General features: G+C 71.5%; 27 protein-coding genes and 1 tRNA gene. 13 read left to right on the plus strand and 15 right to left on the minus strand.

All coding sequences use genetic code 11. From position 1 onward, the window contains the following. Nucleotides 1–4 precede the first annotated feature (4 nt). From ASC58_RS08405 to ASC58_RS08420, 4 genes are read right to left on the minus strand one after another with little or no spacing between them, the layout of a single operon-like run. Nucleotides 5–400: a DUF3037 domain-containing protein gene (locus tag ASC58_RS08405; RefSeq protein WP_056917067.1), complete on the minus strand. Its 396-nt coding sequence runs from the start codon at nt 398–400 to the stop codon at nt 5–7. Beyond that, on the minus strand, nt 397–1,164 hold the full coding sequence (locus ASC58_RS08410; protein WP_056918978.1) for a HipA family kinase: 768 nt from the start codon (nt 1,162–1,164) through the stop codon (nt 397–399). The genes ASC58_RS08405 and ASC58_RS08410 overlap by 4 nt, the downstream gene beginning before the upstream one ends. 35 nt (nt 1,165–1,199) lie before the next feature. Then, complete coding sequence (locus ASC58_RS08415) at nt 1,200–2,423, minus strand: MFS transporter (protein WP_056918979.1); 1,224 nt, start codon at nt 2,421–2,423, stop codon at nt 1,200–1,202. Nucleotides 2,424–2,440: 17 nt separating this feature from the next. Further along, nucleotides 2,441–2,884: a MarR family winged helix-turn-helix transcriptional regulator gene (locus ASC58_RS08420; RefSeq protein WP_056918980.1), complete on the minus strand. Its 444-nt coding sequence runs from the start codon at nt 2,882–2,884 to the stop codon at nt 2,441–2,443. A gap of 132 nt (nt 2,885–3,016) precedes the next feature. On the opposite strand from ASC58_RS08420, the gene ASC58_RS08425 reads away from it, so the two are divergent. Beyond that, the gene (locus ASC58_RS08425; RefSeq protein WP_056914376.1) at nt 3,017–3,481 is read left to right on the plus strand and encodes a peroxiredoxin; all 465 of its coding nucleotides are present in this window, start codon (nt 3,017–3,019) and stop codon (nt 3,479–3,481) included. A gap of 32 nt (nt 3,482–3,513) precedes the next feature. On the opposite strand, the gene ASC58_RS08430 is transcribed toward ASC58_RS08425, so the two are convergent. The 5 genes from ASC58_RS08430 to ASC58_RS08450 all read right to left on the minus strand — a co-directional run bounded on the left by ASC58_RS08430 (nt 3,514) and on the right by ASC58_RS08450 (nt 8,100). Next, a complete protein-coding gene (locus ASC58_RS08430; protein ID WP_056918981.1) occupies nt 3,514–5,049 on the minus strand; it encodes an ATP-dependent DNA ligase in 1,536 nt (511 codons plus the stop codon). Nucleotides 5,050–5,085: 36 nt separating this feature from the next. Further along, nucleotides 5,086–6,204 (minus strand): alanine dehydrogenase, encoded by a 1,119-nt coding sequence (gene ald / locus ASC58_RS08435; protein WP_056914378.1) that lies wholly within the window; start codon nt 6,202–6,204, stop codon nt 5,086–5,088. A gap of 94 nt (nt 6,205–6,298) precedes the next feature. After that, nucleotides 6,299–6,484: a hypothetical protein gene (locus ASC58_RS08440; protein WP_056914379.1), complete on the minus strand. Its 186-nt coding sequence runs from the start codon at nt 6,482–6,484 to the stop codon at nt 6,299–6,301. A gap of 112 nt (nt 6,485–6,596) precedes the next feature. Further along, nucleotides 6,597–6,782, minus strand: coding sequence for a hypothetical protein (locus tag ASC58_RS20950; RefSeq protein WP_157581183.1), 186 nt, complete (start codon nt 6,780–6,782; stop codon nt 6,597–6,599). 136 nt (nt 6,783–6,918) lie between these two features. After that, the gene (locus tag ASC58_RS08450; protein WP_056914381.1) at nt 6,919–8,100 is read right to left on the minus strand and encodes a phosphodiester glycosidase family protein; all 1,182 of its coding nucleotides are present in this window, start codon (nt 8,098–8,100) and stop codon (nt 6,919–6,921) included. A 265-nt stretch (nt 8,101–8,365) separates the two neighbouring features. Here ASC58_RS08450 and ASC58_RS08455 point away from each other — a divergent pair. The 3 genes from ASC58_RS08455 (at nt 8,366) to ASC58_RS08465 (ending at nt 10,916) form a co-directional block, all read left to right on the plus strand. Next, a tRNA-Leu gene (locus ASC58_RS08455) sits at nt 8,366–8,453 on the plus strand. Nucleotides 8,454–8,524: 71 nt separating this feature from the next. Then, on the plus strand, nt 8,525–9,868 hold the full coding sequence (locus ASC58_RS08460) for a M20/M25/M40 family metallo-hydrolase (protein ID WP_056914382.1): 1,344 nt from the start codon (nt 8,525–8,527) through the stop codon (nt 9,866–9,868). Nucleotides 9,869–10,001: 133 nt separating this feature from the next. Further along, on the plus strand, nt 10,002–10,916 hold the full coding sequence (locus ASC58_RS08465) for a hypothetical protein (protein WP_056918983.1): 915 nt from the start codon (nt 10,002–10,004) through the stop codon (nt 10,914–10,916). Here the strand turns inward: ASC58_RS08465 and ASC58_RS08470 are convergent. Further along, complete coding sequence (locus ASC58_RS08470; protein ID WP_056917068.1) at nt 10,891–11,076, minus strand: DUF5703 family protein; 186 nt, start codon at nt 11,074–11,076, stop codon at nt 10,891–10,893. The genes ASC58_RS08465 and ASC58_RS08470 overlap by 26 nt on opposite strands. A 38-nt stretch (nt 11,077–11,114) precedes the next feature. On the opposite strand from ASC58_RS08470, the gene ASC58_RS08475 reads away from it, so the two are divergent. After that, nucleotides 11,115–11,549, plus strand: coding sequence for a hypothetical protein (locus ASC58_RS08475; protein ID WP_056918984.1), 435 nt, complete (start codon nt 11,115–11,117; stop codon nt 11,547–11,549). Between the two features lie 19 nt (nt 11,550–11,568). Here ASC58_RS08475 and ASC58_RS08480 read toward each other — a convergent pair whose 3' ends face one another. Then, a complete protein-coding gene (locus ASC58_RS08480; protein WP_056914385.1) occupies nt 11,569–12,507 on the minus strand; it encodes an aldo/keto reductase in 939 nt (312 codons plus the stop codon). 113 nt (nt 12,508–12,620) lie between these two features. Between ASC58_RS08480 and ASC58_RS08485 the strand changes: the two genes are divergently transcribed. Together ASC58_RS08485 and ASC58_RS08490 are read left to right on the plus strand one after the other, a co-directional pair. After that, the gene (locus ASC58_RS08485) at nt 12,621–13,679 is read left to right on the plus strand and encodes an LLM class F420-dependent oxidoreductase (protein WP_056914386.1); all 1,059 of its coding nucleotides are present in this window, start codon (nt 12,621–12,623) and stop codon (nt 13,677–13,679) included. A gap of 33 nt (nt 13,680–13,712) precedes the next feature. Beyond that, nucleotides 13,713–14,570, plus strand: coding sequence for an undecaprenyl-diphosphate phosphatase (locus ASC58_RS08490; protein ID WP_056918985.1), 858 nt, complete (start codon nt 13,713–13,715; stop codon nt 14,568–14,570). Between the two features lie 49 nt (nt 14,571–14,619). On the opposite strand, the gene corA is transcribed toward ASC58_RS08490, so the two are convergent. After that, the gene (gene corA, locus ASC58_RS08495; RefSeq protein WP_056914388.1) at nt 14,620–15,600 is read right to left on the minus strand and encodes a magnesium/cobalt transporter CorA; all 981 of its coding nucleotides are present in this window, start codon (nt 15,598–15,600) and stop codon (nt 14,620–14,622) included. A 58-nt stretch (nt 15,601–15,658) separates the two neighbouring features. Here corA and ASC58_RS08500 point away from each other — a divergent pair, with 58 nt between their 5' ends. The 4 genes from ASC58_RS08500 to mshC are packed head-to-tail and all read left to right on the plus strand — an operon-like array spanning nt 15,659 to nt 18,980. Next, entirely contained in the window at nt 15,659–16,357 is a 699-nt protein-coding gene (locus tag ASC58_RS08500; protein ID WP_056914389.1) for an MSMEG_4193 family putative phosphomutase, read from the plus strand. A 10-nt stretch (nt 16,358–16,367) separates the two neighbouring features. Beyond that, complete coding sequence (locus ASC58_RS08505) at nt 16,368–16,904, plus strand: DUF3090 domain-containing protein (protein ID WP_056914390.1); 537 nt, start codon at nt 16,368–16,370, stop codon at nt 16,902–16,904. 26 nt (nt 16,905–16,930) lie between these two features. Next, entirely contained in the window at nt 16,931–17,710 is a 780-nt protein-coding gene (locus tag ASC58_RS08510; protein WP_056914391.1) for an SCO1664 family protein, read from the plus strand. A 22-nt stretch (nt 17,711–17,732) separates the two neighbouring features. Further along, on the plus strand, nt 17,733–18,980 hold the full coding sequence (mshC, locus tag ASC58_RS08515; RefSeq protein ID WP_056914392.1) for a cysteine--1-D-myo-inosityl 2-amino-2-deoxy-alpha-D-glucopyranoside ligase: 1,248 nt from the start codon (nt 17,733–17,735) through the stop codon (nt 18,978–18,980). Nucleotides 18,981–18,990: 10 nt separating this feature from the next. Here mshC and ASC58_RS08520 read toward each other — a convergent pair whose 3' ends face one another. Next, the gene (locus ASC58_RS08520) at nt 18,991–19,842 is read right to left on the minus strand and encodes a PAC2 family protein (protein WP_056914393.1); all 852 of its coding nucleotides are present in this window, start codon (nt 19,840–19,842) and stop codon (nt 18,991–18,993) included. Nucleotides 19,843–19,990: 148 nt separating this feature from the next. Here ASC58_RS08520 and ASC58_RS08525 point away from each other — a divergent pair, with 148 nt between their 5' ends. After that, a complete protein-coding gene (locus ASC58_RS08525) occupies nt 19,991–20,692 on the plus strand; it encodes an HAD family phosphatase (protein WP_056918986.1) in 702 nt (233 codons plus the stop codon). A gap of 31 nt (nt 20,693–20,723) precedes the next feature. Here ASC58_RS08525 and ASC58_RS08530 read toward each other — a convergent pair whose 3' ends face one another. Together ASC58_RS08530 and metH are read right to left on the minus strand one after the other, a co-directional pair. Next, the gene (locus tag ASC58_RS08530; RefSeq protein WP_056914395.1) at nt 20,724–21,569 is read right to left on the minus strand and encodes a PD-(D/E)XK nuclease family protein; all 846 of its coding nucleotides are present in this window, start codon (nt 21,567–21,569) and stop codon (nt 20,724–20,726) included. A 94-nt stretch (nt 21,570–21,663) separates the two neighbouring features. Beyond that, nucleotides 21,664–25,386: a methionine synthase gene (metH, locus tag ASC58_RS08535; RefSeq protein WP_235529186.1), complete on the minus strand. Its 3,723-nt coding sequence runs from the start codon at nt 25,384–25,386 to the stop codon at nt 21,664–21,666. A 134-nt stretch (nt 25,387–25,520) separates the two neighbouring features. Between metH and ASC58_RS08540 the strand changes: the two genes are divergently transcribed. After that, a complete protein-coding gene (locus ASC58_RS08540; RefSeq protein ID WP_082553100.1) occupies nt 25,521–26,648 on the plus strand; it encodes a site-2 protease family protein in 1,128 nt (375 codons plus the stop codon). Nucleotides 26,649–26,695 lie beyond the last annotated feature (47 nt).

Genomic DNA, 26,695 nt, shown 5'->3' on the forward strand with positions numbered 1-26,695 from the left:
CCACTCAGCCGACGAGGCGCTCCACCAGGGCGGCGAGCGAGGCGGCTGGGTCCTGCGTGAGGCCGCCGTGGATCGGGCCGGGCTGCACCACGGTGCTGCGGGGTGCGCTCAACCACCCGAACCGGCGTCCCAGCCCGCCCAGGGTGGGCAGACCCCCGCCGGTGACCCCACGGCACACCTGGCAGACCGTCTCGAGCGCGTCGCCGACCGCGGCGGCGTCCACCTCGGGGAAGAGCGTCCGGAGCCGGTCCTCGTCGACGCGGTAGGCGGCCTCGAGGAACTCGGCGCCCTGGGAGTAGAGGATGACGCCCACGTTGACGAACTCCTCACGCTCGACGCGGGGGACGCAGCGCAGGGTGACGTACTGGTAGCCGTGCCGGGTCGGTGCCTGCCCGGTCATGACGGCGCACCCGGCAGCCATGCGGCAGGGTTGGCCACCCGCGCCTGGAAGTGCTCACGATACGCCGCGCGAACCTCGGCGGGGGAGTCGAGGCCGGGGGCCGGCTCCAGCCACTCGTCGGGCACCAGCGCGGTGACCGAGTCCAGCAGCTCGGTCGTCAGCAACGGTGAGAGCCGCTCATGGGCTGCAGCCGGGTCCGCCGCGACGTCGCGCAGCACGTGGGTGCTCGCGTCGAACGGCTGGGCGGCGAACCGCTCCGGGTTGGCGCCGCGACCGGGCCAGCCGTGGTGGAAGTACAGCGCTGCGCCGTGGTCGATGAGCCACGGCTTGCGGTGCCAGACGAGGAGGTTGGGGTTGCTCCACGTGCGGTCGACGTTCGCCGTGAGGGCGTCCAGCCACAGCACCTGCGAGGCCACCTCGGGAGCGGGAGGGCGCGAACCGTCGTACCCGAACGAACCGGGGAGGAAGTCGATGCCGAGGTTGAGCCCGAGGCTCGCGGTGAGCAGGTCCTGGACCTCCTCGTCGGCCTCGTACTTCGCGATGGGCGACTGCAGGTCGACGACGGCGAGCCGCGGGACGTCCAGCCCGAGGGCCCGCGCGAGCTCACCGACGAGCACCTCCGCGACGAGCACCTTGAGCCCCTGGCCGGCGCCGCGGAACTTCAGCACGTAGGTGCCGAGGTCGTCGGCCTCGACGATGCCGGGAAGTGACCCGCCCTCCTTGAGGGGGGTCACGTACCGGGTCGCCGTGATCTGTTCGAGCACGGCGCCAGCCTAGGGGGCGGGGGAGCGGCCCCGGGTCAGGCGTCGCCGACCGTGACGGCCTCGGCCTCGAGGTCGCGCTCCTCGATCGTGCGCTCGGTGGTGGCGTGGCCGTGCACCTCGTCGGTCGCCATCACCTCCCGACGGGCGGTGAGCAGCACGAGCACCGCGAGCACGACGGCTCCGGAACCCACCCAGAAGGGGATGTGCACCGAGCGCTCACCGAGCTTGCCGGCGAGGTATGGCGCGACGGCACCCCCGCCGAAGCGGACGAAGCTGTAGGCCGCGGAGGCGACCCCGCGCTCGACCGGCGAGACCTTCATGACCGTCTCGGTGATGAGGGTGTTGTTGATGCCGAGGAACGCTCCGGCGACGATGACGCCGACGACGAGGACCGGCTTGTGCTCGGTGCCGATCGCCATGGCCGCGAGCACGATCGCGAAGCCGATGAGCGCCCCGACGATGCCGGGCAGCGTGCCGAACCGGCGCTGCAGCCGCGGGGCGACGACCACCGAGGTGAAGGCGAGCAGCACGCCCCAGCCGAAGAAGACCAGGCCGACCTCGTGGGCGCCCATGGCAAGCGGGAACGGCGTGAAGGCGAGCAGCGTGAAGAAGCCGAAGTTGTAGAGCAGGGCGGTGATGCCGACGGTCAGCAGTCCTCGGTGCGAGAGCGCCTTGAGGGGCGCGGCGAGGCTGGTGCCGCCGCCGGTCGGCTTCGTCGGGGGCAGGGTGGCCACGATGCCGATGAAGGCGATGGCCATGAGCGCGGAGACGCCCCAGAAGGGCCAGCGCCACGAGTGGCCGCCGAGCCAGCCACCCAGCAGCGGACCGGTGGCGATCCCGACCCCCAGCGCGGCTTCGTAGAGGATGATCGCCTGGCCGACCGACCCTCGGGCGGCGCTGACGATCGTGGCCAGGGCGGTGGCGATGAACAGCGCGTTGCCGAGGCCCCACACCGCGCGGAAGGCGACGATGCCGCCCACGGAGTCCTGGGCCCCGGCGAGGCCGGCGCCCACGATGATGACGAGCAGGCCGACGAGCAGGGTGCGCTTGGCCCCGACCCGGCTGGACACCCAGCCGGTGCCGAGCATGGCCACTCCCATGACGGCCATGTAGCTGGTGAACAGCAGCGACACCTGCGAGGCGCTGGCCCCGAGGTCGTCGGCGATGGGCTTGAGGATGGGGTCGACGAGGCCGATGCCCATGAAGGCGATGACACAGGCGAGGGCGACGGACCAGACGGTCCTGGGTTGGCGCCACATGAGTGGTGGACGTCCTTTCAGTGGTGGGTGTCGGTGCGGGCGGCCCGGAGGAGCAGGTCGTCCAGGGCGGCGACGGCGGCGCGCAGCTGCGCGACCTCCGACTCGTCCAGGCTGGCGAGGGTGGGGGAGAGGACCGCGGCGCGAGCCCGTCGGATCTCCTCGAGCGTGTCCCGGCCGGCCGGCGTCAGCGACAGCAGGCTGGCCCGGGCGTCGGCGGGGTCGGGGACCCGTCCCGCCCACCCCTGGGACTCGAGGCGCTGCAGCGCGGTCGACATCGTCGGCTGGCTGCAGTGGTCGGCCTCGGCCAGCGCGCTCACGCGGGCCGGGCCGAGCTCGTCGAGCAGGGCCAGGAGCCGCGCCTGGGCGTACGACACGTCGAACGCGGCGAGTCGCGAGGCCCAGCGGGACAGCCGGGCAGCAGACCGCAGCAGGTCGTTGGCAACCGTCTCCCTCGGGTTCATGGTCCCAGTTTACATAGTTCACCTATATAAACCAATCCGGCCGGTCGGTCGTGGCGAACTGCTCCCGGACGTGCAGGGTCCATCCGATCCTGCGCACCGCCCGGACCGACCGACCGCAGCAGGAGGCACCCCATGAAGTCACTTCGCATCGGAGAGCTCGCACCGGAGTTCGAGCTTCCCGACCAGGGCGGTCGGACCCGCAGCCTGACCGGCCTGCTGGAGGAGGGGAGTGTCGTGCTCTTCTTCTACCCCGCAGCGCTCAGCGGCGGCTGCACCAAGGAGGCGTGCCACTTCCGCAACCTGCGCGCCGAGTTCGCCGCCGTGGGTGCCCAGCCGGTCGGCATCAGCATGGACACCGTCGAGGCGCAGTCGCAGTTCGACGGCAAGGAGTCGCTGGGCATGCCGCTGCTCTCCGATGCCGACGGTGCCGTGGCGACGGCCTTCGGGGTGCGCCGGAAGTACATCACCCCCGTGAAGCGCGCGACCTTCGTCATCGCCCCCGACCGCAGGATCATCGAGGTCATCGAGTCCGAGTGGAGCATGGAGAAGCACGCCGACACGGCGCTCCAGGTGCTCGGCGCTGCCGTCAGGCGCTGACGCAGGACCTCCGGGCCGGTGCGGGCTTGCCCTCAGGCGCGCAGGGACCGCACCGTGTCGACGGTGTCGGCCTGTTCGGCGGTCTTGTCGTCGCGGTAGCGGATGACGCGGGCGAACCGCAGCGCCATGCCTCCGGGGTAGCGCGAGGACGTCTGGATGCCGTCGAACGCGATCTCGACCACCTGCTCGGGACGGACGTGCACGACGTGTCCCTTGCGGTGCGTCTCGAGCTCGAGGAACCGCGCCGTCTGCCAGGTGAGGATCTCGTCGGTCATCCCCTTGAACGTCTTGCCCAGCATGACGAATCCATCGGTGTCGGGGTCACGGGCACCGAGGTGGATGTTGGAGAGCCAGCCCTCGCGCCGGCCGCTGCCCCACTCGACGGCCAGGACCACGAGGTCGAGGGTGTGCCGTGGCTTCACCTTCACCCACCCGGCACCTCGGCGCCCGGCGGCATACGGCGCCGACGGTGACTTGACCACCACGCCCTCGTGGCCGTCGGTGACGAGGCGGTGGAAGAACTCGGCAGCCTGAGTCGGGGACGGCGCCAGGGTGCGTGGCACCTGCCACTGCCCGGGCACGAGGTCGGCGAGGCGGGCGAACCGCTCGGTGGCCGGCAGGTCGAGCAGGTCCTCGCCGTCCACGTGGAGCAGGTCGAAGAAGTAGGGGGTGACGGGGACGGTCGCCCTCAGCTCGTCGACCCCGGTGCTGCTCATGGTGCGCGAGGCCGTCTCCTGGAACGGGCGTGGTCGACCGTCCTCGGTCAGCGCGATCGCCTCACCGTCGATGACCAGCCGCTGGGCCGGCAGGGCCAGCACCGCCTCCACCACCTCGGGCAGTCGGTCGGTGATGTCGTCCAGGGAGCGGGTGAAGAGCCTGACCTCGTCGCCGTCGCGATGGGCCTGGAGGCGGATGCCGTCGAGCTTGCCGTCGACGAAGACCCCGGCCCCGTCGTCAGGGGCGACCTGCTCCCAGGCGGCGTCCACGTCGGGAGCGGAGGCGGCCAGCATCGGCCGCACGGGGCGCCCGACCTCGAGGCCGATCTCCGCCAGCGCGGTGCTGCCGCCGGCCAGCGCGGCAGCCGCCACCGGGCCGGTGTGGCCGGCGAGCATCACGGCCCGCCGGACCTCCGTCTCGGGGACCTCGGACGCCGCGGCGATGGCGGCGAGCATCACGCCGTCGAGGGCGCCCTGGCGGACCTGCCCGGTCACCAGCGCGCGCAGGTAGACCTGCTCGTCCTCGGTGAGCCGCTCGAACAGCTCGACGACCGCGGCGGCCCGCGAGGCCCCGCTGCCGCTGCCGGCGATCGCCCCGATCGAGGTGAGGGCGGCGTCGACCTCGGCCACCGTGACCGACGGCTCCGGGGCCGGGACGGGCAGGGTGGACAGCCCGCGCCAGCTCACGCCGATGCGTCGCTGGGGGAGGACGCCGGACAGGTAGGCGGCGACCGTGGCCGCGTCGCCCGGGCCGGCCGCCCGCAGGGCGTCGGCCACCGCGGCCGTCTTGGCCAGCCTGGAACGGGTCGCGGAGGCCGCGTGGGAGGCGGCGACGACATCGGCGAGGAGCACGCCCCGAACCTAGTCGCCGCCGCCGACAGCCGCCGGTCAGCCGGCGAGCACGTCCGCGAGGTCGACCGAGTCGAACCCGTGGGCCTCCGCAACGGGGGCGTACGTCACGTGGCCGTCGTGGGTGTTGAGCCCGAGGGCGAGTGGACGGTTCGCCGACAGCGCGGCCTGCCACCCCTGGTTGGCGAGCTGCACGGCATACGGGAGGGTCACGTTGGTGAGGGCGTAGGTGCTGGTGTGCGGCACCGCGCCGGGCATGTTGGCGACGCAGTAGAAGACCGAGTTGTGCACCGCGTAGGTGGGGTCGGCGTGGGTCGTCGGTCGGGAGTCCTCGAAGCAGCCGCCCTGGTCGATGGAGATGTCGACGAGCACCGAGCCGGGCTTCATCCGGGAGACCTGCTCGTTGGTGACGAGCTTGGGCGCCTTGGCGCCGGGGACGAGGACCGCACCGATGACGAGGTCGGCGTCGGCGATCGCGCGCTCCACCTCGTAGGCGTTGGAGGCGACGGTCTGGCAGTGGCCCTGGTAGATGGCGTCGGCGTGCCGCAGCTTGCTGATGTCGCGGTCCAGGAGCAGCACCTCGGCCTGCATGCCGAGGGCGATCGCGGCAGCGTTCATGCCGGAGACTCCGGCACCGATGACGACCACCTTCGCGGCGTACACCCCGCTCACACCGCCCATGAGGACGCCACGACCACCCTGCGCGCGCATCAGCGTCTGTGCGCCCACCTGCGGCGCGAGGCGACCCGCGACCTCGGACATGGGGGCCAGGAGGGGCAGTGAGCGGTCGGGCAGCTCGACGGTCTCGTAGGCGATGCCGGTGACCTTGCGCTTGACCAGCTCCTCCGTGAGGGCCCGGTCCGCGGCGAGGTGCAGGTAGGTGAAGAGGGTCTGGCCCTCGCGCATCCGGTGGTACTCCGGCTCGATCGGCTCCTTGACCTTGAGGATAAGGTCCCCGGTGCCCCACACGTCGTCGGCGGTGTCGAGGATCTTCGCGCCGGCTGCGACGTAGTCCTCGTCGAGGATCGAGGAGCCGACTCCGGCGTCCTTCTCGACGTACACCTCGTGGCCCTGGACGACGAGCTCGTGCACCCCCGACGGCGTGATGGCGACCCGGTACTCGTTGTTCTTGACCTCGCGGGGGATCCCGACCTTCATGTGACGCTCCTCCATGGTTCGGCGTGGTCCTCGAACAATGGCGGAGTTGCGGCGCCCTGCCAACCTCCGTCGGCAGGTCCGTGCTCGCGACGGCTCAGGCGGCCAGCCGCTCGGAGTGACCGAGGGCGTCGACGAGGGCCTGTCGCCACGAGACCACCTCGTGGCCGGTGCGGCAGGAGGCGCCGCCGCACGAACACATCCAGACCCAGCTACCGGTCGTCGCGCGGAACACCATCGGGTGGTGGTGGGCGACGTTCCTGCGGTGCGAGCGGACGGTCATGGCAGGTTCCTGGGTGGGAGGGGTGGACGGTGTGGTTCCAGTGATGAGGAGGCGTCGGACGCGTTCCAGATACACGGGCCGGCCGGGTGGGGGTCCCCGACACGGTGGTGGCTCAGGGAGCGACTGCGGAGGAGTGGTTGAGCGCACCGATCAGGGCGACCCTCCAGGGCGTTGCCTCGCGGGTGGTGCGGCACGAGGCGCCGCCACAGGAGCACGCCCAGACCCAGCCACCCTGGCTGGAGCGCTGGACGCGGGGGTGGTGGAGGGCTGAGGACCGGTGGGCCGTGCGGGTGTTCACGTGTCGAATGTAGGACGCGTGCCAGCACGCCCACGCGTCGCCGCGCCGTGGGTCGGCCACCCTCGGGAGGCATCCCACCCGAACGGACGAGGCCGGTATGGGGAGTTGTCACCACCCCGGCGTAGGGGCGGTGGGCTCAGCCGGCGCTGAAGACGTTCGGGACCGCGCGCTGCGCCTCGGAGAGACCGCGGTCCAGCCGGACGACGGTGCCCGAGGGCAGCCGCGCCAGCATCGTCGTGGAGCCACCCCCGTCGAGGTTGGTGGCGTTCCAGGCGCCCAGCTTCTGGAGGTAGTCGGCCATCTGGTGGATCGTCGCGCCGCCGTAGCGGACGCCGTTGACCGTGGCCCGTCCGGAGACCGTCACGAACAGCAGGTCGCCGGCCTTGGTCCAGCCGATCGCGGTCCGCGGGCGGAGCAGCTCGTCGCGGGCACCGCAGGTGCCGCCGTTCTTCACCCCTGCGTTGAGGTAGCGGGCACCCCGGCCCACCGCCTCCCAGACGGCGATGGACGCGTCCGTGTGGGCGGCATACGACACGGACACGGCGTTGCCCACGCGGAGGCTGGACAGCCAGGTGGCGGTCGCACCGGTGCCGGTGAGGATCGTCTGCCCGGAGGCCGGCACCTTGCCGCGGCTCGTGCCGGTCCGCAGCGCGACCACCTTGCCCCCGACGACGACGACGTCCACCGAGCCGTAGGGGCGCGACTGCGAGCCCCAGGCAGTCGTGTAGACGGTGACGCCCTCGGTCACGGCCTGCCAGTTGAGTCCGGTGACGGTGCGCGCGCCCTTGCTGCCGGCCGAGGCCGAACCGGTGAGCCAGAGCTTGGTCGGCACCGACGCACCGCTCTTGCTCACGGCGATGACGGCGTCCTTGACCGAACGCGCCTTGGTGACCTGGCCCCCGACCATCTGCGGCAGGTCGGGCAGTGCGCCCCGAGTGGGGTCGAAGACCCCACCGTTGACCATGACGACCGCGCCGGGGGCCCCCTTGAGGTAGGCCGACGGCGTGCTGGCCTTGGTGAGCGCAGCCGCTGCCCTGACCCGCGGGTGCAGCGCCGACGACGCCGGAACGCGCACGACGACGATGCGGGTCGACGCCTGGGGGTTGCTCGGGGTGGGGCCGGTGTCCCAGATCCTGGCGCTGAGGCCGCCGGCCAGCCTGGTCGTCGTCGGCGTCCGCGACAGGAGGGCCGGCGTCGCCCGGCAGGTCGCTGCCGTGGCGCTCGTCGCCACCGGGGCGGTGACCAGCAGGGCGCCGGCGAGGGCGGGGACGAGCAGGGGGGCGACGGCGCGCAGACCGCGGGCGGGGGAGCTGGGCACGAGGGGTCCTGGGGGCTGCGGGGGACGGAGGGCCCCCACGCTAGGTCGGCCCGCCGCCGGGCGTGGGGTGGTCGCAGAGGGTCGATCCGTTCGGACGAGGGGGTATGGCGCACGGACCCCCGGGTGGGTGCCGGTCGACGGTGGACGCACGTCCGATTCGTGCCGGATTTTCGTTGGGACCGAGGCGGTTTGGGAGTTGTGGCCGCTGACGTGTATCGTTCCGGGTCGCAGCAGGCGCTCCTCTGGAGCGTGTGTGAAACACCTTGTCCGGGTGGCGGAATGGCAGACGCGCTAGCTTGAGGTGCTAGTGCCCTTTATCGGGCGTGGGGGTTCAAGTCCCCCTCCGGACACCAGCGTGACGAAGGACCTCCAGGCGACTGGGGGTCCTTCGTCGTTTCCCTCCCGCGCGCCTAGTGTGGACGGCATGAGCGACGTCACCAGCCCTGCCCGCGAAGTCGAAGGTCCCGTCGACGAGGTCGTCCGGATCTGCCGGGACCTCATCCGCATCGACAGCACGAACTACGGGGACGGCAGCGGGCCGGGGGAGAAGGAGGCGGCCGCCTACGTCGTCGCCCAGCTGCGTGAGGTCGGCCTGGATCCGACCGTGGTCGAGAGCGACCCCGGCCGCACGAGCGTCATCGTGCGGGTCGAGGGCGAGGACCGCAGCCGCCCGGCCCTGTGCATCCACGGCCACCTCGACGTGGTGCCGGCCAACGCCGCCGACTGGCAGGTCGACCCGCTGAGCGCCGAGCTGCGCGACGGGTGCGTCTGGGGACGCGGAGCCGTGGACATGAAGGACATGGATGCCATGATCCTGGCCAACATCCGCGACCTCGCCCGCCGCGGCGCCAAGCCGCCGCGGGACGTCGTCTTCGCCTTCTTCGCCGACGAGGAGGCCGGTGGGGTCAAGGGTTCGCACCATGTCGTGAAGACCCGGCCCGAGCTGTTCGACGGGGTGACCGAGGCCGTCAGCGAGGTGGGGGGCTACAGCGTCACCGTGCCCACCAAGGACGGAGAGCAGACCCGCGCGTACCTCGTGCAGACCGCCGAGAAGGGGATCCTCTGGCTGCGCCTCGTGGCCACCGGACGCGCCGGCCACGGCTCGGTCCCGAACCCCGACAACGCGATCGTCCACCTGGCCGAGGCGATCAGCCGGATCAACGCGCACAAGTGGCCCCGCGAGTACATCGCGTCGGTCCGCGAGCTGCTCGACGGGCTGAGCGACCTCACCGGCACGAGCTACTCCGACGAGGACCTCGACGAGCTGCTCGAGCACCTTGGAGGCGCCCAGGGGTTCGTCCGGGGGACGTTGCAGGACACCGCGAACTTCACGATGGCCGAGGCCGGCTACAAGCACAACGTCATCCCGCAGAGCGCCAGCGCCGCGCTCGACTGCCGCTTCCTCCCGGGTCACGACGAGGACCTGCTCGCGACGATCCGCGAGCTTGCCGGCGACAAGGTCGAGGTGCAGGTCGTCCACCGCGACATCGCCCTCGACTCGCCCTTCGAGGGTGAGCTGGTCGACGCGATGACCGCCGCGCTGCTCGCCGAGGACCCGGGTGCGCAGGTCCTGCCCTACTGCCTCTCCGGCGGCACGGACAACAAGGCCCTGAGCACCCTGGGCATCACCGGCTACGGCTTCGCCCCGTTGCAGCTCCCCGCCGACCTGGACTTCGCCCCGATGTTCCACGGCATCGACGAGCGGGTGCCGGTGTCGGCCCTCGAGTTCGGCGCCAAGGTGCTCCAGCGCTTCATCGCCACCTGCTGACAGGAGGTATGGCGCGTGGCCCGGCCGCGCGCCATACCGGCCTCTCGCACGCGTTTGCTACTGACCCGTAGCGTTCGCCCCGCTGTCTCGTTTGACCGGATACAACCCCCGTGTGTCCGGCAAAGGAGCCACCATGACTCGGCGTCGTCCCCGCCTGCTCGCCCTTCGTTCGGCCGCTGCCCTCGGCGTGGCCGTCGCGCTGTGCGGCCTGGCCACCTCGCCGTCGCACGCGCTGGGGCTGCCCGAGCCCGTGAGCACGGCCGTCGGTGGGGTCACCTCCACGGTGAAGGGTGCCACCGGGGGTCTCGGGCTGCCGGTTCCCGGGGCGACCAGCACGGCCCCGACCGGGACGGGTTCGCCGACCTCGTCCGCCCACCCTTCCTCGTCGGGCACCGGCACCGCTCACGGCCCGAGCGCGACGTCGTCCGGGGCCTCGGGCAAGGGTGCGGGTTCATCCGCTGGCAGCGCGCCTGCCGACGGCGCGGTCGTGGACTCCCCGGCAGCCACCGTCTGCCTCATCCCCACGGGCGGTTCGTCACCCGCGGTGCGCGTCGACCTCAAGGCGGCGGGGGTGGACCTGTCCTCGCCGCTGGTCAAGCAGTTCCCCCAGGCCCTCGCGCCCTGCCCCAAGGGGGCCGTGCCCGCCGGTGACCACGTCCTGTCGATCGACGCGACGGTCAAGGGCCTCCTGGGTGCCTGTGTGCGGGTGACCCGCCAGGTCGTGCCGGTGCAGACCACCCTCGTCGTGCTCGACCGCGACCTCATCAAGGAGCTCACGGCCGCCGGTGTGCCGCTCCAGCGCCTCGTCGTGTCGTGCCCCCGTGGTGCCGGGGCTCCGCCCGCCGGGCACACGCCGTCCTCGGGCACCCCGGGTCACCCCGCCGCCGGCCACACCCCGGGCGCGGCCTCGGCCCTGCCCGCCGGTCTGGCCTTCACGGGCACCGACCCGGTCCCGATGGCCCTGGTCGGTGCAGGCCTGCTGTGGCTCGGGGTGCTGTTGACCCGACGCGCCCGGGTGGCCCTCAGGACGAACGCGGCACGCGGATGATCTTGCGCCGCAGCCAGGTCCGCTGGATGCCCCCGAGGTAGATCCGGGTCCGGTGCAGCTCCCAGTGGCCGTACTCGGCGTGCTCCACCAGGGCGCGCCTGATCTCGGAACGGCTGTCTCCTCGCGTGAAGCTCACCACGCGGTACTCGTACTCGACCATCGACGCCATTGTCACCCAGAACCCGCTACGGTCGGCACATGACCGCAGACCCGCGTGGCGCGCTGGCCGACCTCGTCGCCGCATTCGAGCGGCACCTCGAGGCCTCCGCCTCCAAGCGCGGGGAGGACGATCCGACGGTCATCGCGACGTACGACGACCTCGCCGACGCCTTCGCCTCCTACGACGACGCCCTGCTCCAGGCCTACGGCGAGATGACGCCCCTGGACATCTACGACGGCGATGACGAGGACGACGAGGACGACGACGAAGAGCTCGACGACCACTCCGACGAGGACGGCGACGGCACGGTCTACTCGGGGCTGGACGACGCGGACTACGACGACGCCGACGACGACTCGGACGACGACTCGGACGACGACTCGGACGATGACTCCGACGATGACGACGACGACTCGGACGATGACGACGACGACCAGGGCCACTCCCACGACGCGGACCACGCGCAGCGCTGAGGCTCGCTGAGGCCGACCGTCAGTCGGACACCTCGTCCAGTGCTGCCACGAGCTCGGCCGGCAGCTCGAGCTGCTCGCTCGCCAGCGACGTGCGCAGCTGGGCCGTGGTCCGGGCCCCGACGACGGGGCTGACCACCCCGGGTCGGTCCCGCACCCAGGCCAGGGCGACCTCGGTGGTGCTGACCTCGAGGCCCTTGGCCGCGATGGCGAGAGCCTCGACGATGTTGGTGCTGCGGTCGTCGAGGTAGCGGGCGGTGAAGCGCGGGAAGTCGCGGGAGGCGGCTCGGGAGTCGGCAGGGATCCCGTGCCGGTACTTGCCGGTGAGCACGCCTCGCCCGAGCGGCGACCACGGCAGGATGCCGAACCCCAGGGCCTGCGCGGCCTCGAGCAGGTCGGGCTCCGGGTTGCGGTTGACCAGGGAGTACTCGACCTCGTTGGCCACCAACGGAACTCGCGCCTGCTCGAGCAGCGAGAACGCCCGGGCGCTCTGCCACCCGCTGAAGTTGGACACGCCGACATACCTCGCACGCCCGGTCGCCACCGCCCACTCCAGGGCTGACAGGGTCTCGGTGAGCGGCGCCTCGTCGGACCAGGTGTGCACCAGCCACAGGTCGACGTGGTCGGTGCCGAGGCGTTCCAGCGAGGTGTCCAGCTGGCGCAGGAGGCTGTGGCGCGAGGTGTCGACGACCCGCTGCCCCGAGCGGCGCGAGATCCCGGACTTGGTGCAGAGCATGACGTCCTCGCGGTCCACGGCGTCGCCCATGAGCCGGCCGATGATCTCCTCGGCCGCACCGTCGGAGTAGCCGTGGGCGGTGTCGAGGAGGTTGCCCCCGGCGTCGAGGAAGGTCCGGAGCTGCTCGCGGGCATTCTCCTCGTCGGTGGTGCGGCCCCAGGTCATCGTGCCGAGGGCCAGCCGGGACACGGACAGGCCTGAGGTCCCCATTCGTCGCTGGCGCATGGTCACTCACCGTAGTCGCCGGGGTCGCCCGCCCCGGGCCGCGGCACGCGCAAGGGGCTCGGCCGGCACCCGGCTTCGGCACGCAGCGAGGGCTCCGCCGCTAGCCTCGGTCCATGGAACTCGGTGTGAACCTCGGCTACTTCGGCATGGGCATGGACCAGGACAACGTCGCGGTCGCGCAGGAGGCCGACCGGCTCGGCTACGCCGTCGCCTGGGTGGCGGAGGCGTACGGGTCCGACGTCCCCACCGTGCTGTCCTGGATCGGCGCCCTGACCGAGAAGATCCACCTCGGGGCAGCCGTCATGCAGATTCCCGCCCGTACCCCGGCGATGACGGCGATGACCGCAGCCACGCTCGACACCCTGTCGGGCGGCAGGTTCCGGCTCGGCCTCGGGGTCAGCGGCCCGCAGGTGAGCGAGGGCTGGCACGGGGTGCGCTTCGCGGCACCGCTGGGCCGAACCCGTGAGTATGTCGACATCGTCCGCATGGCCCTGCGCCGCGACACGGTCTCCTACTCCGGCAAGCACTTCACGCTCCCGCTGCCCGACGGCCCGGGCAAGGCGCTCAAGCTCACCATCCACCCGCCTCGCACCGACCTGCCGATCTACCTGGCGGCCGTGGGTCCCAAGAACCTCGAGCTCGCCGGCGAGGTCGCGGACGGGTGGCACGCCATCTTCTTCAGCCCCGAGCACTCCGGCGACCAGGTGGCCAGCGTCGTCGCCGGGCGCCGTCGCGCTGGTCGCGGCACGGACGAGAACCCCTTGGCCGGCTTCGACATCGCCCCGTCGGTGCCGGTGGTCGTCGCCGACGACGTCGAGGCCGCGGCGGACGCGATCCGCCCCTACGCTGCCCTGTACATCGGCGGCATGGGTTCGCGTGAGCAGAACTTCTACAACCAGCTCGCCTGCCGGATGGGCTTCGAGGACGCCGCCGCGAAGGTCCAGGACCTCTACCTCGCCAAGCAGCACCGTGACGCCGCGGCCGCCGTGCCGTTCGAGTTCATCGACGCCACGTCCCTCATCGGACCCAAGGCGCGCATCGCCGAGCGCATCGGCCGGTATGCCGCCGCGGGCGTCGGGACGCTCTCCGTCGCCCCCTTCGCAGGGAGCCTCGACGCACGGCTGCATGTCGTGCGGACCATGGCCGAGGTCATGCGGGAGACTGTCGGCTGAACCTGCCCAGTCCCCGCCCTCGAAAGTAGAGCCGTGACCCTCAGCTACCTCGACGCCGTGATCCTCGGCATCGTCGAAGGACTCACCGAGTTCTTGCCGGTCTCCTCGACCGGCCACCTCACCATCACCGAGAAGCTGCTCGACCTGAAGATCGACGACCCGGGCGTCACGGCCTACACCGCCGTGATCCAGCTCGGCGCGATCCTGGCCACGCTTCTCTACTTCCGCAAGGACATCGTGCGGCTGCTCGTCGCCTGGGTCGGGGGACTGACGCGGGCCGAGGGCCGGACCCACCACGACTACCAGCTGGCGTGGGCCGTCATCGTCGGGTCGATCCCGGTGGGCATCGTCGGCTTCCTCGCCAAGGACGCGATCAGCGGACCGCTGCGCAGCCTCTGGGTGGTCGCCGGGGCGCTCATCCTGTGGAGCGCGGTGATGTACCTCGCGGAGACGCGTCACGCGGCCCTGGTCAAGCACGGGGAGGAGCGGGGCGAGGGACAGGTGACCCTGCGCGACGGGATCGTCATCGGCCTCGTGCAGTGCGCCTCGCTGGTCCCCGGCGTCTCCCGCTCGGGAGCGACGATCTCGGCCGGGCTGTTCCGTGGCCTCGACCGACTCACGGCCACCCGCCTGTCGTTCTTCATGGCCATCCCCGCCCTGACCGCGGCGGGCCTGTTCGAGATGGTCAGCGAGGCCGACCACCTCAAGCTGCTCGGCGTCGGCCAGATGGTCGTGGGCGTCGTGGTGTCGTTCGTCGTGGCGTACGCGTCCATCGCCTGGCTGCTCAAGTTCGTCAGCTCCAACAAGATCACCGCGTTCGTCTGGTACCGCGTCCTGCTGGGTGTGGTGCTCATCGTCGTGCTGTCCGCAGGCTGGATGACCGCCACCTGACGGAGGTGACGACAGGGGCGGGCCGGGTCACCGGGCCGCCCCTTCGTCGTCAGAGCCAGCCGGAGCGGCGGAACGCGCGGTAGAGGCTGCCGCAGGCCCCGGCCATGACGGCCAGGACGATGAAGTAGCCGTACCGCCACTTGAGCTCCGGCATGTTGTCGAAGTTCATGCCGTAGATGCCGGCGATCATCGTCGGCACCGCGGCGATCGCGACCCACGCCGAGATCTTCCGCATGTCGCTGTTCTGCTGCACGGTGATCTGCGCGAGGTGCGCGTTGAGGACGTCGGTGAGCAGTCGGTCGTACGACTCCACGTGGTCGATGACGCGCAGGAGGTGGTCGGCGACGTCGCGGAAGAGCAGCCGCATCTCCTTGACGGACACCGGGCTGCGCGAGCCGTCGTGCAGCATGTTGAGCGGCGCGGCGAGGGGGGTCGCGGCCCGGCGGAACTCCACGACCTCGCGCTTGAGGCTGTAGATCTGCTCGGAGTCTGCGTGACCGCGCCCGCCGAAGACCGCCGCCTCGATCTGCTCTAGGTCGGTCTGCAGCTCGGCGTCGATCTCGACGTAGTTGTCCACGATGGCGTCCATGACGGCGTGCAGCACCGAGATCTCGCCGTGGCGCAGCATGTCGGGGGCTGCCTCGAGGCGCTTGCGCACGGCGGCCAGCGGGCTGAGCTCGCCGTACCGGACGGTGACGACGAAACGGTCGCCGACGAAGAGCATCACCTCGCCGGTCTCGACGTCGCTGGTCTCGTCGAGGTACCTCAGGGTCTTGAGGACCACGAAGATCGTGTTGTCGTAGAGCTCGACCTTGGCCCGCTGGTTGCCCTTGACCGCGTCCTCGACGGCGAGCGGATGCAGCTTGAGCTCGTCGTTGACGAGGTCGAACTCCGCGTCCGTGGGGTCCTTCAGCCCGATCCACAGGAACGCGTGCGGGTCGTCCCCGGTGCGCAGCGCTTCCAGGGCCTCGCTCAGGTCTCCGCACGCCTGGCGGACCCCGTCGCGGTAGATGGCTTGGTCGACGATCACGGGGCTACTCCACCACGTCCGTGCAGTCGGTGCGAGCGACCGGCCGTAGAGTTCCCGCGTGCCCACCCTGCTGCTCGTCCGCCACGGCCACTCCAGCGCGAACGGCGAGGGGATCCTCGCCGGACGGCTGCCCGGGGTCCACCTCACGGACCGCGGTCGCGAACAGGCGCAGCGCCTCGGCGAACGCTTCACCGACCTCACCCCGGTCCGGGTCGTGAGCAGCCCGCTCGAGCGCTGCCTCGAGACCGCGGCGCCGCTCGCCGAGGCCGTCGGCGCGACCGTGCAGGTGGAGGACGACCTCCAGGAGTGCGCGTACGGCGCCTGGAGCGGGCGCAAGCTCGCCGAGCTCGCGAAGGAACCGCTGTGGTCCACCGTCCAGGACGACCCCGCCTCCGCGCGCTTCCCGGACCACGAGACGTATGCCGCGGAGAGCCTGCAGGAGATGAGCGACCGGGTGGTGGCCGCGGTGCGGCGCATCGATGCCGAGGTCGCGGCCGAGCACGGCGACACGGCCATCTGGGTCGCGGTGAGCCACGGCGACCTCGTCAAGGCGCTGCTCGCGGACGCCACGGGATCGGGGCTCGGCCACTTCCAGCGCTACACCGCCGACCCCGCGTCGGTGTCGGCGATCCGTTACGGCGGACGGCACACGTTCCTCCTCGCGGCCAACGAGCTGACCCCGGACCTGACCCGCTTCGTGCCGCCGAAGGACGCGCCGCCGACGGGTGATGCGCAGGTCGGCGGGGGAGCCGGTTAGAGTTTTGGGCATGTCGCTGCTCGAGTTCGACCCGCCGGACCGGTTCGTCGCCGGCACCGTGGGGCCCCCCGGCCAGCGGACCTTCTTCCTCCAGGCCAGCGAGGGGCGCCGCATCAGCAGCGTCTCGCTCGAGAAGGAGCAGGTCCGGGTCCTGGCGACCCGCATCAACGACCTCCTCGACAGCTATGCCGGTGGGATGGGCGGTGACCACGCCGCGGCGGAGGTCGTCGACAACGCACCGCTCGACACCCCCATCGAGGACGACTTCCGCGTCAACACCCTGGCGCTGGCCTGGGACGAGGACCGTCAGGTCGTCATCATCGAGGCGCTCGACCGCGACCCGGACGAGCCCGAGGCGGGTGACCCGGAGGTGCTGGCGTCCGAGCCCCGCCAGGTGCGGGTCGTGCTCTCGCCGGCACGGGCGAGGGCCTTCGCCCGTCGCGCCCAGTCGATCGTCGCCGCCGGTCGTCCGCCCTGCCCCTTCTGCGGTGGCCCCCTCGAGACCGAGGGTCACATCTGCCCGCGCGCGAACGGCTACAAGCGCTGAGCGCGAGCCAGTCCGCTGACGCGGCCCTGCTCGACGTCCTCTCGAGGGCGGACCTGGAGGTGGTCGGCCGGCTGGCCGACGCGTCGAACCTCGCCGTCCTCGTGCGCGTCGGCGCCGGTGGCCCCTACGCGATCTACAAGCCGGTGCAGGGGGAGCGGCCGCTGTGGGACTTCCCCGACGGCACCCTCGCGGGCCGCGAGGTCGCCTGCTACCTCATCAGCGCCGCCGGTGGCTGGGACGTCGTCCCCCCGACCGTCCTGCGGTCCGGCCCCCAGGGGATCGGCTCGGTCCAGCAGTGGGTGGGTGACCCCGGCGAGGAGCCGGAGCACCCTGTCGACCTGGTCGCACCCAAGCAGGTTCCCCGCGGCTGGCTGCCGGTCCTGCGTGGGGAGAACGAGCTGGGCCAGCCGGTCGTGGTCGTCCACGAGGACACCCCGGCGGCCCGGTCCGTCGCCGTCTTCGACGCCCTCGTCAACAACTCCGACCGCAAGGGCTCCCACCTCGTGCGTGACGGAGACCGCCTGCGCGGGTTCGACCACGGCGTCAGCCTGCACCAGGAGCCCAAGCTGCGGACGGTGCTGTGGGGCTTCGCCGGTGAGCCGCTGCCGGACACCGAGCTCGCCCGCGTGGCGAGGGTGTGCGACCTCGTCGAGGACGAGGACTCCGAGCTGCGGGTCGACCTGGACGGCCTGCTGACCATCGACGAGGTCGCAGCCCTGCTCGGCAGGGGGCGCCGCCTGCTCGACCGCGCGGCATACCCGATGCCGTCCGGGCAGTGGCCGGCCATCCCGTGGCCGCCCCTGTGAGGGCTCACCGTAGAGTTCCGCTGTGATCTCCTGGCCCACCCCGTTCCTCCCCGCCGTCCCCGGCACCGGCCACCCGGTCCAGGTCTTCGACACCGCCACGGGCGGTGTGCGGCCCCTGACGCCGGGGCCGACGGCGCGGATGTACGTCTGCGGCATCACGCCGTACGACGCGACGCACATGGGTCACGCCGCGACCTACGTGACGTTCGACGTCCTCGGCCGCGCGCTGCGCGACGCGGGCCACGAGGTCGAGTACGTCCAGAACATCACCGACGTCGACGACCCCCTGATCGAGCGGGCCGAGCGCGACGGCGTCCGCTGGCAGGACCTCGCCCACCGCGAGATCGCACTGTTCCGCGAGGACATGACCGCCCTCGCGGTCGTGCCGCCGGACCACTACATCGGCGTCGTCGAGAGCATCGAGCCGGTCGCGGCCGCCGTGCGCGGGCTGCTGGCCACCGGTGCTGCCTACGAGGTCGAGACGGCCGAGTCCGAGGGCAACGACCTGTACCTCGACCTGACCAGCGACGAGGGCTTCGGGTCGGTCTCGAACTGGACCCGGGAGGAGATGCTCGCGGTCTACGCCGAGCGCGGGGGCGACCCCGACCGGCCCGGGAAGCGCGACGCCCTCGACCCGCTGCTGTGGCGCTCGGCCCGGGAGGGCGAGCCGTCGTGGGAGGTCGACGGGCTCCCCGCCGGCCGCCCCGGATGGCACATCGAGTGCACCGCCATCGCGCTGGACCACCTCGGCATGAGCTTCGACGTGCAGGGTGGCGGCACCGACCTGATCTTCCCCCACCACGAGATGAGTGCGACCCAGGCCGTCGTCCTCACCGAGGAACGCCCGTTCGCCCGCACCTACGCCCACCAGGCGATGGTCGGTCTCGACGGCGAGAAGATGAGCAAGTCCAAGGGCAACCTCGTGCTCGTCTCGAAGCTGCGCGCGGACGGCGTCGACCCCATGGCGATCCGGTTGGCCCTGCTCTCGCAGCACTACCGGACCGAGTGGTCGTGGACCGACGACCTGCTCGCGCAGGCGCAGGCGCGACTCGAGACGTGGCGTGCCGCGCTGTCCGTCAACGCCGCCCCGGACGCCGAGGAGACGATCGAGCAGGTGCGGCGCCACGTCGCCGACGACCTCGACACGCCGGGCGCGCTGGCTGCGGTGGACCGCTGGGCCAAGGAGTGCCTGACGCGCGGGGGCCGTGACGCCACCTCGGCGGGCGTCCTCGCCCGGGCCCTGGACGCCATCCTGGGCGTCCGGGTCTGACCGGAGGTCGCTAGCCGGGGCCGTCCTGGCCCCGACGACGCAGGTAGCGCTCGAACTCGCGGGCGATCGCGTCGCCGCTGGCCTCGGGGAGGTCGGCGGTGTCCTGGGCCTCCTCGAGGGACTGGACGTACTCCGCGACCTCGTCGTCGGTCTCGGCGAGCTCGTTGATGCCGCGCTCCCACGCCTTGGCCCCGTCGGTGAGGTCACCGTGCGGGATGGGGAGGTCGAGCAGCTCCTCCAGCCGGGACACCAGCGCCAGGGTGGCCTTGGGCGAGGGGGAGTGGCCGGCGTAGTGCGGCACGGCGGCCCAGCAGGAGATCGACTGCAGGCCTGACTGGGTGGCCGCGTCGGCGAGGACCCCGACGATGCCGGTCGGTCCTTCGTAGCGGCTCGGCTCGAGGTCGAAGCGGTGCAGGACGTCCTCGTCGTCGGACGTCGCGGTCACCGGGATGGGTCGGGTGTGTGCGACGTCGGCCATGAGCGCGCCGAGCGTGACCACGGTGCTCGCCCCCACCTGCTGGGCGAACTCCATCAGCTCGATCGTGAACGCGCGCCAGCGGAAGGAGGGCTCGATGCCCTGGATGAGGACGATGTCGCGCTCCAGCGCGTCACTCGTCGCGACCAGGATCCGGGTGGTGCGCCAGTGGATGCGGCGGCGGCCGTCGTCGAGGACCACGCGGGGGCGGTTGACCTGGAAGTCGTAGTACTCCTCCGGGTCCAGCGCGGCGATGGCCTCGGCGTCCCACACGTCGATGAGGTGGTCGATGGCTGCGGTGGCGGCCTCGCCGGCGTCGTTCCAGCCCTCGAAGGCGGCGATGACGACCGGGTTGTTGAGCTCCGGTACGTCTTCGAGCTCGATCACTGTTCCTCCTTGCCCGGGCCGGCCCGTTGCCGACGGCACACCTCGTCCTCCCAGCCTACGGTCCGCGGTGCGGCACCACCGGAGAGGCTGCGTATAGTCGGGCGCGCCGTCCCAGCCTGCCCCACCGACCGCGCGGAGCACCCCAGTCATGTCCACGCCCAGCACGTCGCCCTCCGCACCGGAGGCAGGGCTCCCCGCCGCGGTGTTCTGGGACATGGACGGCACCCTCGTCGACACCGAGCCGTACTGGATCACGGCCGAGCACGCGATCGTCGAGGAGGCCGGCGGGGTCTGGAACGACGAGTACGCCCACCAGCTCGTCGGCAACGACCTCATGGTCTCCGCCGAGTTCATCCGCGACAACAGCCCCGTGGAGCTCGAGCCCCTCGAGATCATCGAGGAGCTGCTCCGCCGGGTGGTCGTCCAGGTTCAGGAGCACGTGCCGTGGCGGCCGGGTGCGCTCGAGCTGCTCGACGCGCTCCAGGCCGCAGGAGTCCCCAACGCCCTGGTCACCATGTCGTGGCGGTCGCTGGCCGACAGCGTGGTGGGGGCCCTCCCCGAGGGCACCTTCGCCGCGGTCATCACCGGCGACGAGGTCGAACACGGCAAGCCCCACCCCGAGCCGTACCTCGCGGCCGCCCGCGCCCTCGGCGTCGAGGTCGGCGACTGCGTCGCGATCGAGGACTCCCCGACCGGGGTGCGGTCGGCCGTCTCGGCAGGGGTGCCGACGATCGCGGTGCCGCACGTCGTCCCGGTGCCCGTGACCGCCGGGGCGGTGCAGGTGCCGAGCCTTCGGGGGCTGGCCCCGGCCGACCTGGTCAGCCTGTTCGACGGGTCCCGTCGGAAGTAGGCAGGTCCTGCGTCGGGCAGGGCCCGCGCGGCTACTCGTCCGTGGGCTCGACCTGCCCGGACACGGCAGGGTTGAGCGCGATGAGCGCGGCGTTCTCCGGCAGCGGCGGGGGCGTGCCACCCCACGCGGGGCAGAACTCGCGGAAGTCGCACCAGTCGCAGAGCTTGGACGTCTTGGGTCGCCAGTCGCCGGTCGTCGCGGCCCGCTCGATCGCGACCCAGACCGCCTTGAGGTTGCGCTCCAGGCTGAGCAGGTCGTGCTCGTCCGGCGCGTACCGGACGACCTCGCCGTTGCCGAGGTAGACGAGCTGGAGCAGTCGCGGGATCTCCCCGCGGAGCCGCCAGAGCACGAGGGCGTAGAACTTCATCTGGAACAGCGCCTTGCCCTCGAACAGCTCGCTCGGCGACCGGCCGGTCTTGTAGTCGACGACGCGCATCGCCCCGTCCGGCGCCACGTCGAGGCGGTCGACGTAGCCGCGCAGCACGAGCCCGTCGACGTCGGTCTCGACGTAGAGCTCCCGCTCGGCGGGCTCCAGCCTCGTCGGGTCCTCGAGGGTGAACCACGTCTCGATGAGGGCCTGCGCGTCGCTGAACCAGCCGTCCTCGGTCAGCTTGGCGTCGTCGGCGATCATCGCGGCCAGCTCGGGCTCCTCCTCGACCAGCGCGCTCCACTGCGGGCCGAGGAGGGCCTGGGCCGCGGCCGGGGTGCGCTCGTCCGCCGGCAGGTCGAACAAGCGCTCGAGGACCGCGTGCACGAGCGTCCCGCGCGCCGCAGCGGGGCTGGGCGGCGAGGGCAGCTTGTCGATCGTGCGGAACCGGTACAGCAGCGGGCACTGCTTGAAGTCGGACGCACGGCTCGGCGAGAGAGCGGGAACCATGACCCGCACTCTAGGTGCCCCGACCGACACGGCCGCGCGGGCCGCGCCATACCTGTGGACGGGTCGTGAACGCGTCCACAGGTATGGCGTGCGCTCAGTCCTCGGGCAGGTAGCCCAGGTTCGGGCTGAGCCAGCGCTCGGCCTCGCGCAGCGTCCAGCCCTTGCGCTCGGCGTACTCCTCGACCTGGTCGCGCCCGAGGCGGCCGACGACGAAGTACTGCGACTGCGGGTGCGAGAAGTACCAGCCGGACACCGCGGCCCCCGGCCACATGGCCATCGACTCGGTGAGCTCGATCCCCGTGCGCTCCTTGACGTCGAGCAGCTCCCAGAGGAGCTCCTTCTCGGTGTGGTCGGGGCAGGCGGGGTAGCCCGGCGCGGGGCGGATGCCGACGTACTTCTCGGCGATGAGGTCGGTGTTGCGCAGGTGCTCGTCCGGTGCGTACCCCCAGAAGTCGTGGCGGACGCGCTCGTGCAGCCGTTCCGCGAAGGCCTCGGCCAGCCGGTCGGCGAGGGACTCGAGCAGGATCGCCGAGTAGTCGTCGTTGGCGGCCTTGAAGTCGGCCACCCGCTCGGCGGACCCGAGCCCGGCCGTCACGGCGAAGGCGCCGACGTGGTCGCGCAGCCCGGTCTCCTTGGGTGCCACGAAGTCCGACATCGCGCGGTTCGGCACACCCTGGCGGTGCTGCCCCTGCTGGCGCAGCGTGTGCAGGGTGGTCGCCACGGTCGCGCGCGACGAGTCCGTGTAGACCTCGATGTCGTCGCCGACCGAGCTCGCCGGGAAGAGCCCGAGCACGCCACTGGCGCGCAGCCACTTCTCGTCGATGACGCGGTCGAGCATCCGCTGGGCGTCCTCGTAGAGCTTGCTGGCGGCCTCGCCCGTCGCGGGGTTGTTGAGGATGTCAGGGAAGCGGCCCTTCATCTCCCACGCGAGGAAGAACGGCTGCCAGTCGATGTAGTCGCGCAGCTCAGCGATGGGGTAGTCGGTGAACGTCTTGACGAACTGCGTCACCGTGGGGCGCTGGTGACCCGACTGCCGGCGCAGCAGCTCCTTCTCCTGGGCGGCGACGAGGTGGGGGACCGGCGGGCGGTAGCCGGACCAGTCGATCGGGGTGGCCTTCTCGCGGGCGACCTCGATCGAGACGAGCGGGCGTTCGGTCGACTTGGCCGCGTGCCGGGCGCGCAGGGCGTCGAAGTCGGCCTTGACGTCGGCCATGAGGACCTCGCGCTGGTCGTCCGCGAGCAGCTTGGACACGACCGGGACGGAGCGGGACGCGTCCTTCACCCACACGACGGGCCCGTGGTACTGCTGGTCGACCTTGACGGCCGTGTGCGCCCGTGAGGTCGTGGCACCTCCGATGAGCAGCGGCAGGTCGAGGCCCTGGCGCTCCATCTCGGAGGCGAAGTTGACCATCTCGTCCAGGCTCGGGGTGATGAGGCCGGACAGGCCGATCACGTCCGCCTTCTCGGCCTTCGCCGCGTCGATGATCTTCTGCGCGGGCACCATGACGCCGAGGTCGACGACGTCGTAGTTGTTGCACTGCAGCACCACGCCGACGATGTTCTTGCCGATGTCGTGCACGTCGCCCTTGACGGTGGCGAGGACGATCTTGCCCTTGCTGCGGTTCTCGGCGACCTCGGCCTCGGTCTTCTCCGCCTCGATGAACGGGATGAGGTAGGCCACCGCCTTCTTCATGACGCGGGCCGACTTCACGACCTGCGGCAGGAACATCTTGCCGCTGCCGAAGAGGTCACCCACGACGTTCATGCCGTCCATGAGGGGGCCCTCGATGACCTCGATCGGCCGCCCGCCGCGGTCGCTGATCTCCTGGCGCAGCTCCTCGGTGTCGGACTCGGCGTGCTCGTCGATGCCCTTGACCAGGGCGTAGGTGATGCGTTCGCCGACGGGCAGGGACCGCCACTCCTCGGCGATCGCCTCCTGCTTGGTGTCACCGGTGTTGAACGAGTCGGCGATCTCGAGCAGCCGCTCGGTCGAGTCGGGGCGGCGGTTGAGGACCACGTCCTCGATGCGCTCGCGCAGGGTCGCGTCGACCTGGTCGTAGACGACGAGGGCGCCGGCGTTGACGATGCCCATGTCCATCCCCGCCCGGATGGCGTGGAAGAGGAACACCGCGTGGATCGCCTCACGGACGGCGTTGTTGCCACGGAACGAGAAGGAGACGTTGGAGACGCCGCCGGAGACCAGGGCCCCAGGGAGGTTCTCCTTGATCCAGCGCGTGGCCTCGATGAAGTCGGTCCCGTAGGCCGCGTGCTCCTCGATGCCCGTGGCCACGGCGAAGATGTTGGGGTCGAAGATGATGTCCTCGGCAGGGAAGCCAACCTCCTGCGTGAGGATGTCGTAGGCCCGCTGGCAGATCACCTTGCGTCGTTCGAGGGAGTCGGCCTGGCCGTCCTCGTCGAAGGCCATCACGACGATCGCCGCGCCGTACTTGCGGCACAGCCGCGCGTGCTCGACGAACGGCTCGACGCCCTCCTTCATGGAGATGGAGTTGACGATCGGCTTGCCCTGCACGCACTTCAGGCCGGCCTCGATGACGTCCCACTTCGAGGAGTCGACCATCAGCGGCACCCGGGAGATGTCGGGCTCGCTCGCGACGAGCTTGACGAAGCGGTCCATCGCGGCGACGCCGTCGATCATGCCCTCGTCCATGTTGATGTCGATGACCTGGGCCCCGGCCTCGACCTGCTGGCGGGCCACGTTGAGCGCCGTGCCGTAGTCCTCGGCCTGGATGAGCTTGCGGAACCGTGCCGACCCGGTGATGTTGGTGCGCTCACCGACGTTGACGAACAGCGACTCCTCGGTGACGGTCAACGGCTCGAGGCCGGACAGCCGCAGGGCGGGGGAGACCTCCGGGGGGACGCGGGGCGACTGGTCGCTGGCGGCCTTGGCGATCGCCGCGATGTGGTCCGGCGTCGTGCCGCAGCATCCGCCCAGCAGGTTGACCAGCCCGGCCTGCGCGAACTCGCCCACGATCGCCGCCATCTGGTCGGGCAGCTCGTCGTACTCCCCGAAGGCGTTGGGCAGCCCGGCGTTGGGGTAGCACGACACGAAGGTGTCGGCGACGCGTGCCAGCTCCGCGGCATACGGGCGCATCTCCTCGGCGCCGAGCGCACAGTTGAGGCCGACCGCGATCGGGCGTGCGTGGCGCACGGAGTTCCAGAACGCCTCGGTGACCTGGCCGGACAGGGTGCGTCCCGACGCGTCGGTGATGGTGCCGGAGATGATGACCGGCCACCGGCGCTCGTGCTGCTCGAACAACGTCTCGAGCGCGAAGATCGCGGCCTTGGCGTTGAGGGTGTCGAAGATCGTCTCGACGATGAGGACGTCCGCACCTCCGTCGACGAGCCCCCGGGCCTGCTCGGTGTAGGCGTCCACGAGCTCGTCGAAGGTGACGTTGCGCTTGCCGGGGTCGTTGACGTCGGGGGAGATCGAGGCGGTGCGGTTGGTGGGGCCGAGCGCGCCCAGCACCCACCGCGGACGGTCCGGCGTCTTCTCGGTCATGGCGTCGCACGCGGCCCGGGCCAGGCGCGCCGACTCGAGGTTGATCTCGTACGCCAGGTCCTCCATGCCGTAGTCGGCGAGGGAGATCTTCTGGGCGTTGAAGGTGTTCGTCTCGACGAGGTCGGCCCCCGCCTCGAGGTATGCCGTGTGGATGCCGGCGATGATCTCGGGCTGGGTCAGCGACAACAGGTCGTTGTTCCCCTTGAGGTCGCTCGGCCAGTCGGCGAAGCGCTCGCCGCGGTAGTCGTCCTCGCCCAGTCCCTCCCGCTGGATCATCGTGCCCATGGCGCCGTCCATCACGAGGATCCGCTCGGTGAGGGCGGACCTCAGCTGGTCGGTCGCGTCGGGCTGGAATGCGGGTGAGTCGGGCACCGGTCAAGTATGGACCGGCGCCTGCTCGGACGTCCGGGTGGTTCACGTACTGTCAGGGCATGACGACCGCTGCCCGAGGGCACCACGCCCCCGAGGACGAGCAGGACCGCGGCCTCGGGGTCCGCATCGCGCGGGTCGCCGGGATCCCGGTCTACGTCGCACCCAGCTGGTTCCTCATCGCCGTGGTCATCACCGCGATCGTGGCCCGCCCGTTCCTGGGGACGCGGCCGCTGCTCGGCATCGGCATCGGCATCGCGCAGGCCCTCGTCCTCCTGGTGAGCGTGCTCGTGCACGAGGCCGCGCATGCCGCGACGGCAAGGGCCTTCGGCATGCCCGTGGTCCGGATCGTCGCGAACCTCTGGGGCGGCCACACCTCGATGGAGGCCGGTCGCACCACCCCGGGACGGATGGCGCTCGTCGCCGCCGCCGGTCCGGCCTCGAACGCGGTGTTCGCCGGGCTGGCGTGGCTCGCCCTTCCCTCCGCGACCGGCGACGTGTCGGGGCGCATCCTCGAGGGACTGGTCATCATCAACGGCTCGCTGGCCGTCCTCAACATCCTTCCCGGCATGCCGCTCGACGGCGGGCAGGTGCTCGAGTGCCTCGTGTGGAAGGTCACCGGGGACCGCAACAAGGGCTCGGTCGTGGCCGGCTGGAGCGGCCGTGTCCTGGCGGCCCTGGTCGTCCTGTGGTTCTTCGTCCGGCCCGTGGCCACTGGTCAGCAGATCGGGTTCAGCCACATCTGGTCGCTGTTCATCGCCTCCATCCTCTGGACCGGCGCGACGGAGTCGATCCGGCGCGGGCGGGCCCTCTCGACGATCGGTCGCCTGCGGCTGGGCTCGGTGATGCACCCGGCCATCGCGGTGCCCGAGACGGCACACGTCGCCGAGCTGCCCGCCACGCCGGGCGGCGAGCTCGTCGTCGTGGACGCGCACGGGCGGCCCACCGCCTACGTCGACTCCGCCCACCTGTCGTCGGTGCCGCCGGACGCGCGCCCCCACACGCCGGTGAGCGCCGTCGCCAGCCAGCAGCACCCGGGCTGGGTGATCGAGGCCGACCCCGCGGGGGACGTGATGCCTGCGGTCGCCGCCCTCCAGGAGTTCCAGATCACCGTGGGCGCCGTCGTCCACCAGGGCCGGGTGGTGGGCGTCGTGCACGCCGCCGACATCGGTCGCGCCCTCAACGGCTGAGCGCGGCCGGTGGGTCGTTCGGTCCGGATGCGCGGGCATCCCTTGAT

Origin of the sequence: Phycicoccus sp. Root101, assembly GCF_001426245.1 — a bacterium.
Classification (GTDB): domain Bacteria; phylum Actinomycetota; class Actinomycetes; order Actinomycetales; family Dermatophilaceae; genus Pedococcus.

Coding starts and splice junctions, on each gene's coding strand:
- metH (WP_235529186.1), bottom strand. CDS start 25,386: ATGGACGGCGCCATGGGCACGATGATCCAGCGGGAGGGACTGGGCGAG.
- ASC58_RS08465 (WP_056918983.1), top strand. CDS start 10,002: ATGACTCGGCGTCGTCCCCGCCTGCTCGCCCTTCGTTCGGCCGCTGCC.
- ASC58_RS08485 (WP_056914386.1), top strand. CDS start 12,621: ATGGAACTCGGTGTGAACCTCGGCTACTTCGGCATGGGCATGGACCAG.
- ASC58_RS08475 (WP_056918984.1), top strand. CDS start 11,115: ATGACCGCAGACCCGCGTGGCGCGCTGGCCGACCTCGTCGCCGCATTC.
- ASC58_RS08460 (WP_056914382.1), top strand. CDS start 8,525: ATGAGCGACGTCACCAGCCCTGCCCGCGAAGTCGAAGGTCCCGTCGAC.
- ASC58_RS08415 (WP_056918979.1), bottom strand. CDS start 2,423: ATGTGGCGCCAACCCAGGACCGTCTGGTCCGTCGCCCTCGCCTGTGTC.
- ASC58_RS08420 (WP_056918980.1), bottom strand. CDS start 2,884: ATGAACCCGAGGGAGACGGTTGCCAACGACCTGCTGCGGTCTGCTGCC.
- ASC58_RS08440 (WP_056914379.1), bottom strand. CDS start 6,484: ATGACCGTCCGCTCGCACCGCAGGAACGTCGCCCACCACCACCCGATG.
- ASC58_RS08505 (WP_056914390.1), top strand. CDS start 16,368: ATGTCGCTGCTCGAGTTCGACCCGCCGGACCGGTTCGTCGCCGGCACC.
- ASC58_RS08540 (WP_082553100.1), top strand. CDS start 25,521: ATGACGACCGCTGCCCGAGGGCACCACGCCCCCGAGGACGAGCAGGAC.
- ASC58_RS08530 (WP_056914395.1), bottom strand. CDS start 21,569: ATGGTTCCCGCTCTCTCGCCGAGCCGTGCGTCCGACTTCAAGCAGTGC.
- ASC58_RS08470 (WP_056917068.1), bottom strand. CDS start 11,076: ATGGTCGAGTACGAGTACCGCGTGGTGAGCTTCACGCGAGGAGACAGC.
- ASC58_RS08405 (WP_056917067.1), bottom strand. CDS start 400: ATGACCGGGCAGGCACCGACCCGGCACGGCTACCAGTACGTCACCCTG.
- ASC58_RS08425 (WP_056914376.1), top strand. CDS start 3,017: ATGAAGTCACTTCGCATCGGAGAGCTCGCACCGGAGTTCGAGCTTCCC.
- ald (WP_056914378.1), bottom strand. CDS start 6,204: ATGAAGGTCGGGATCCCCCGCGAGGTCAAGAACAACGAGTACCGGGTC.
- ASC58_RS08480 (WP_056914385.1), bottom strand. CDS start 12,507: ATGCGCCAGCGACGAATGGGGACCTCAGGCCTGTCCGTGTCCCGGCTG.
- ASC58_RS08525 (WP_056918986.1), top strand. CDS start 19,991: ATGTCCACGCCCAGCACGTCGCCCTCCGCACCGGAGGCAGGGCTCCCC.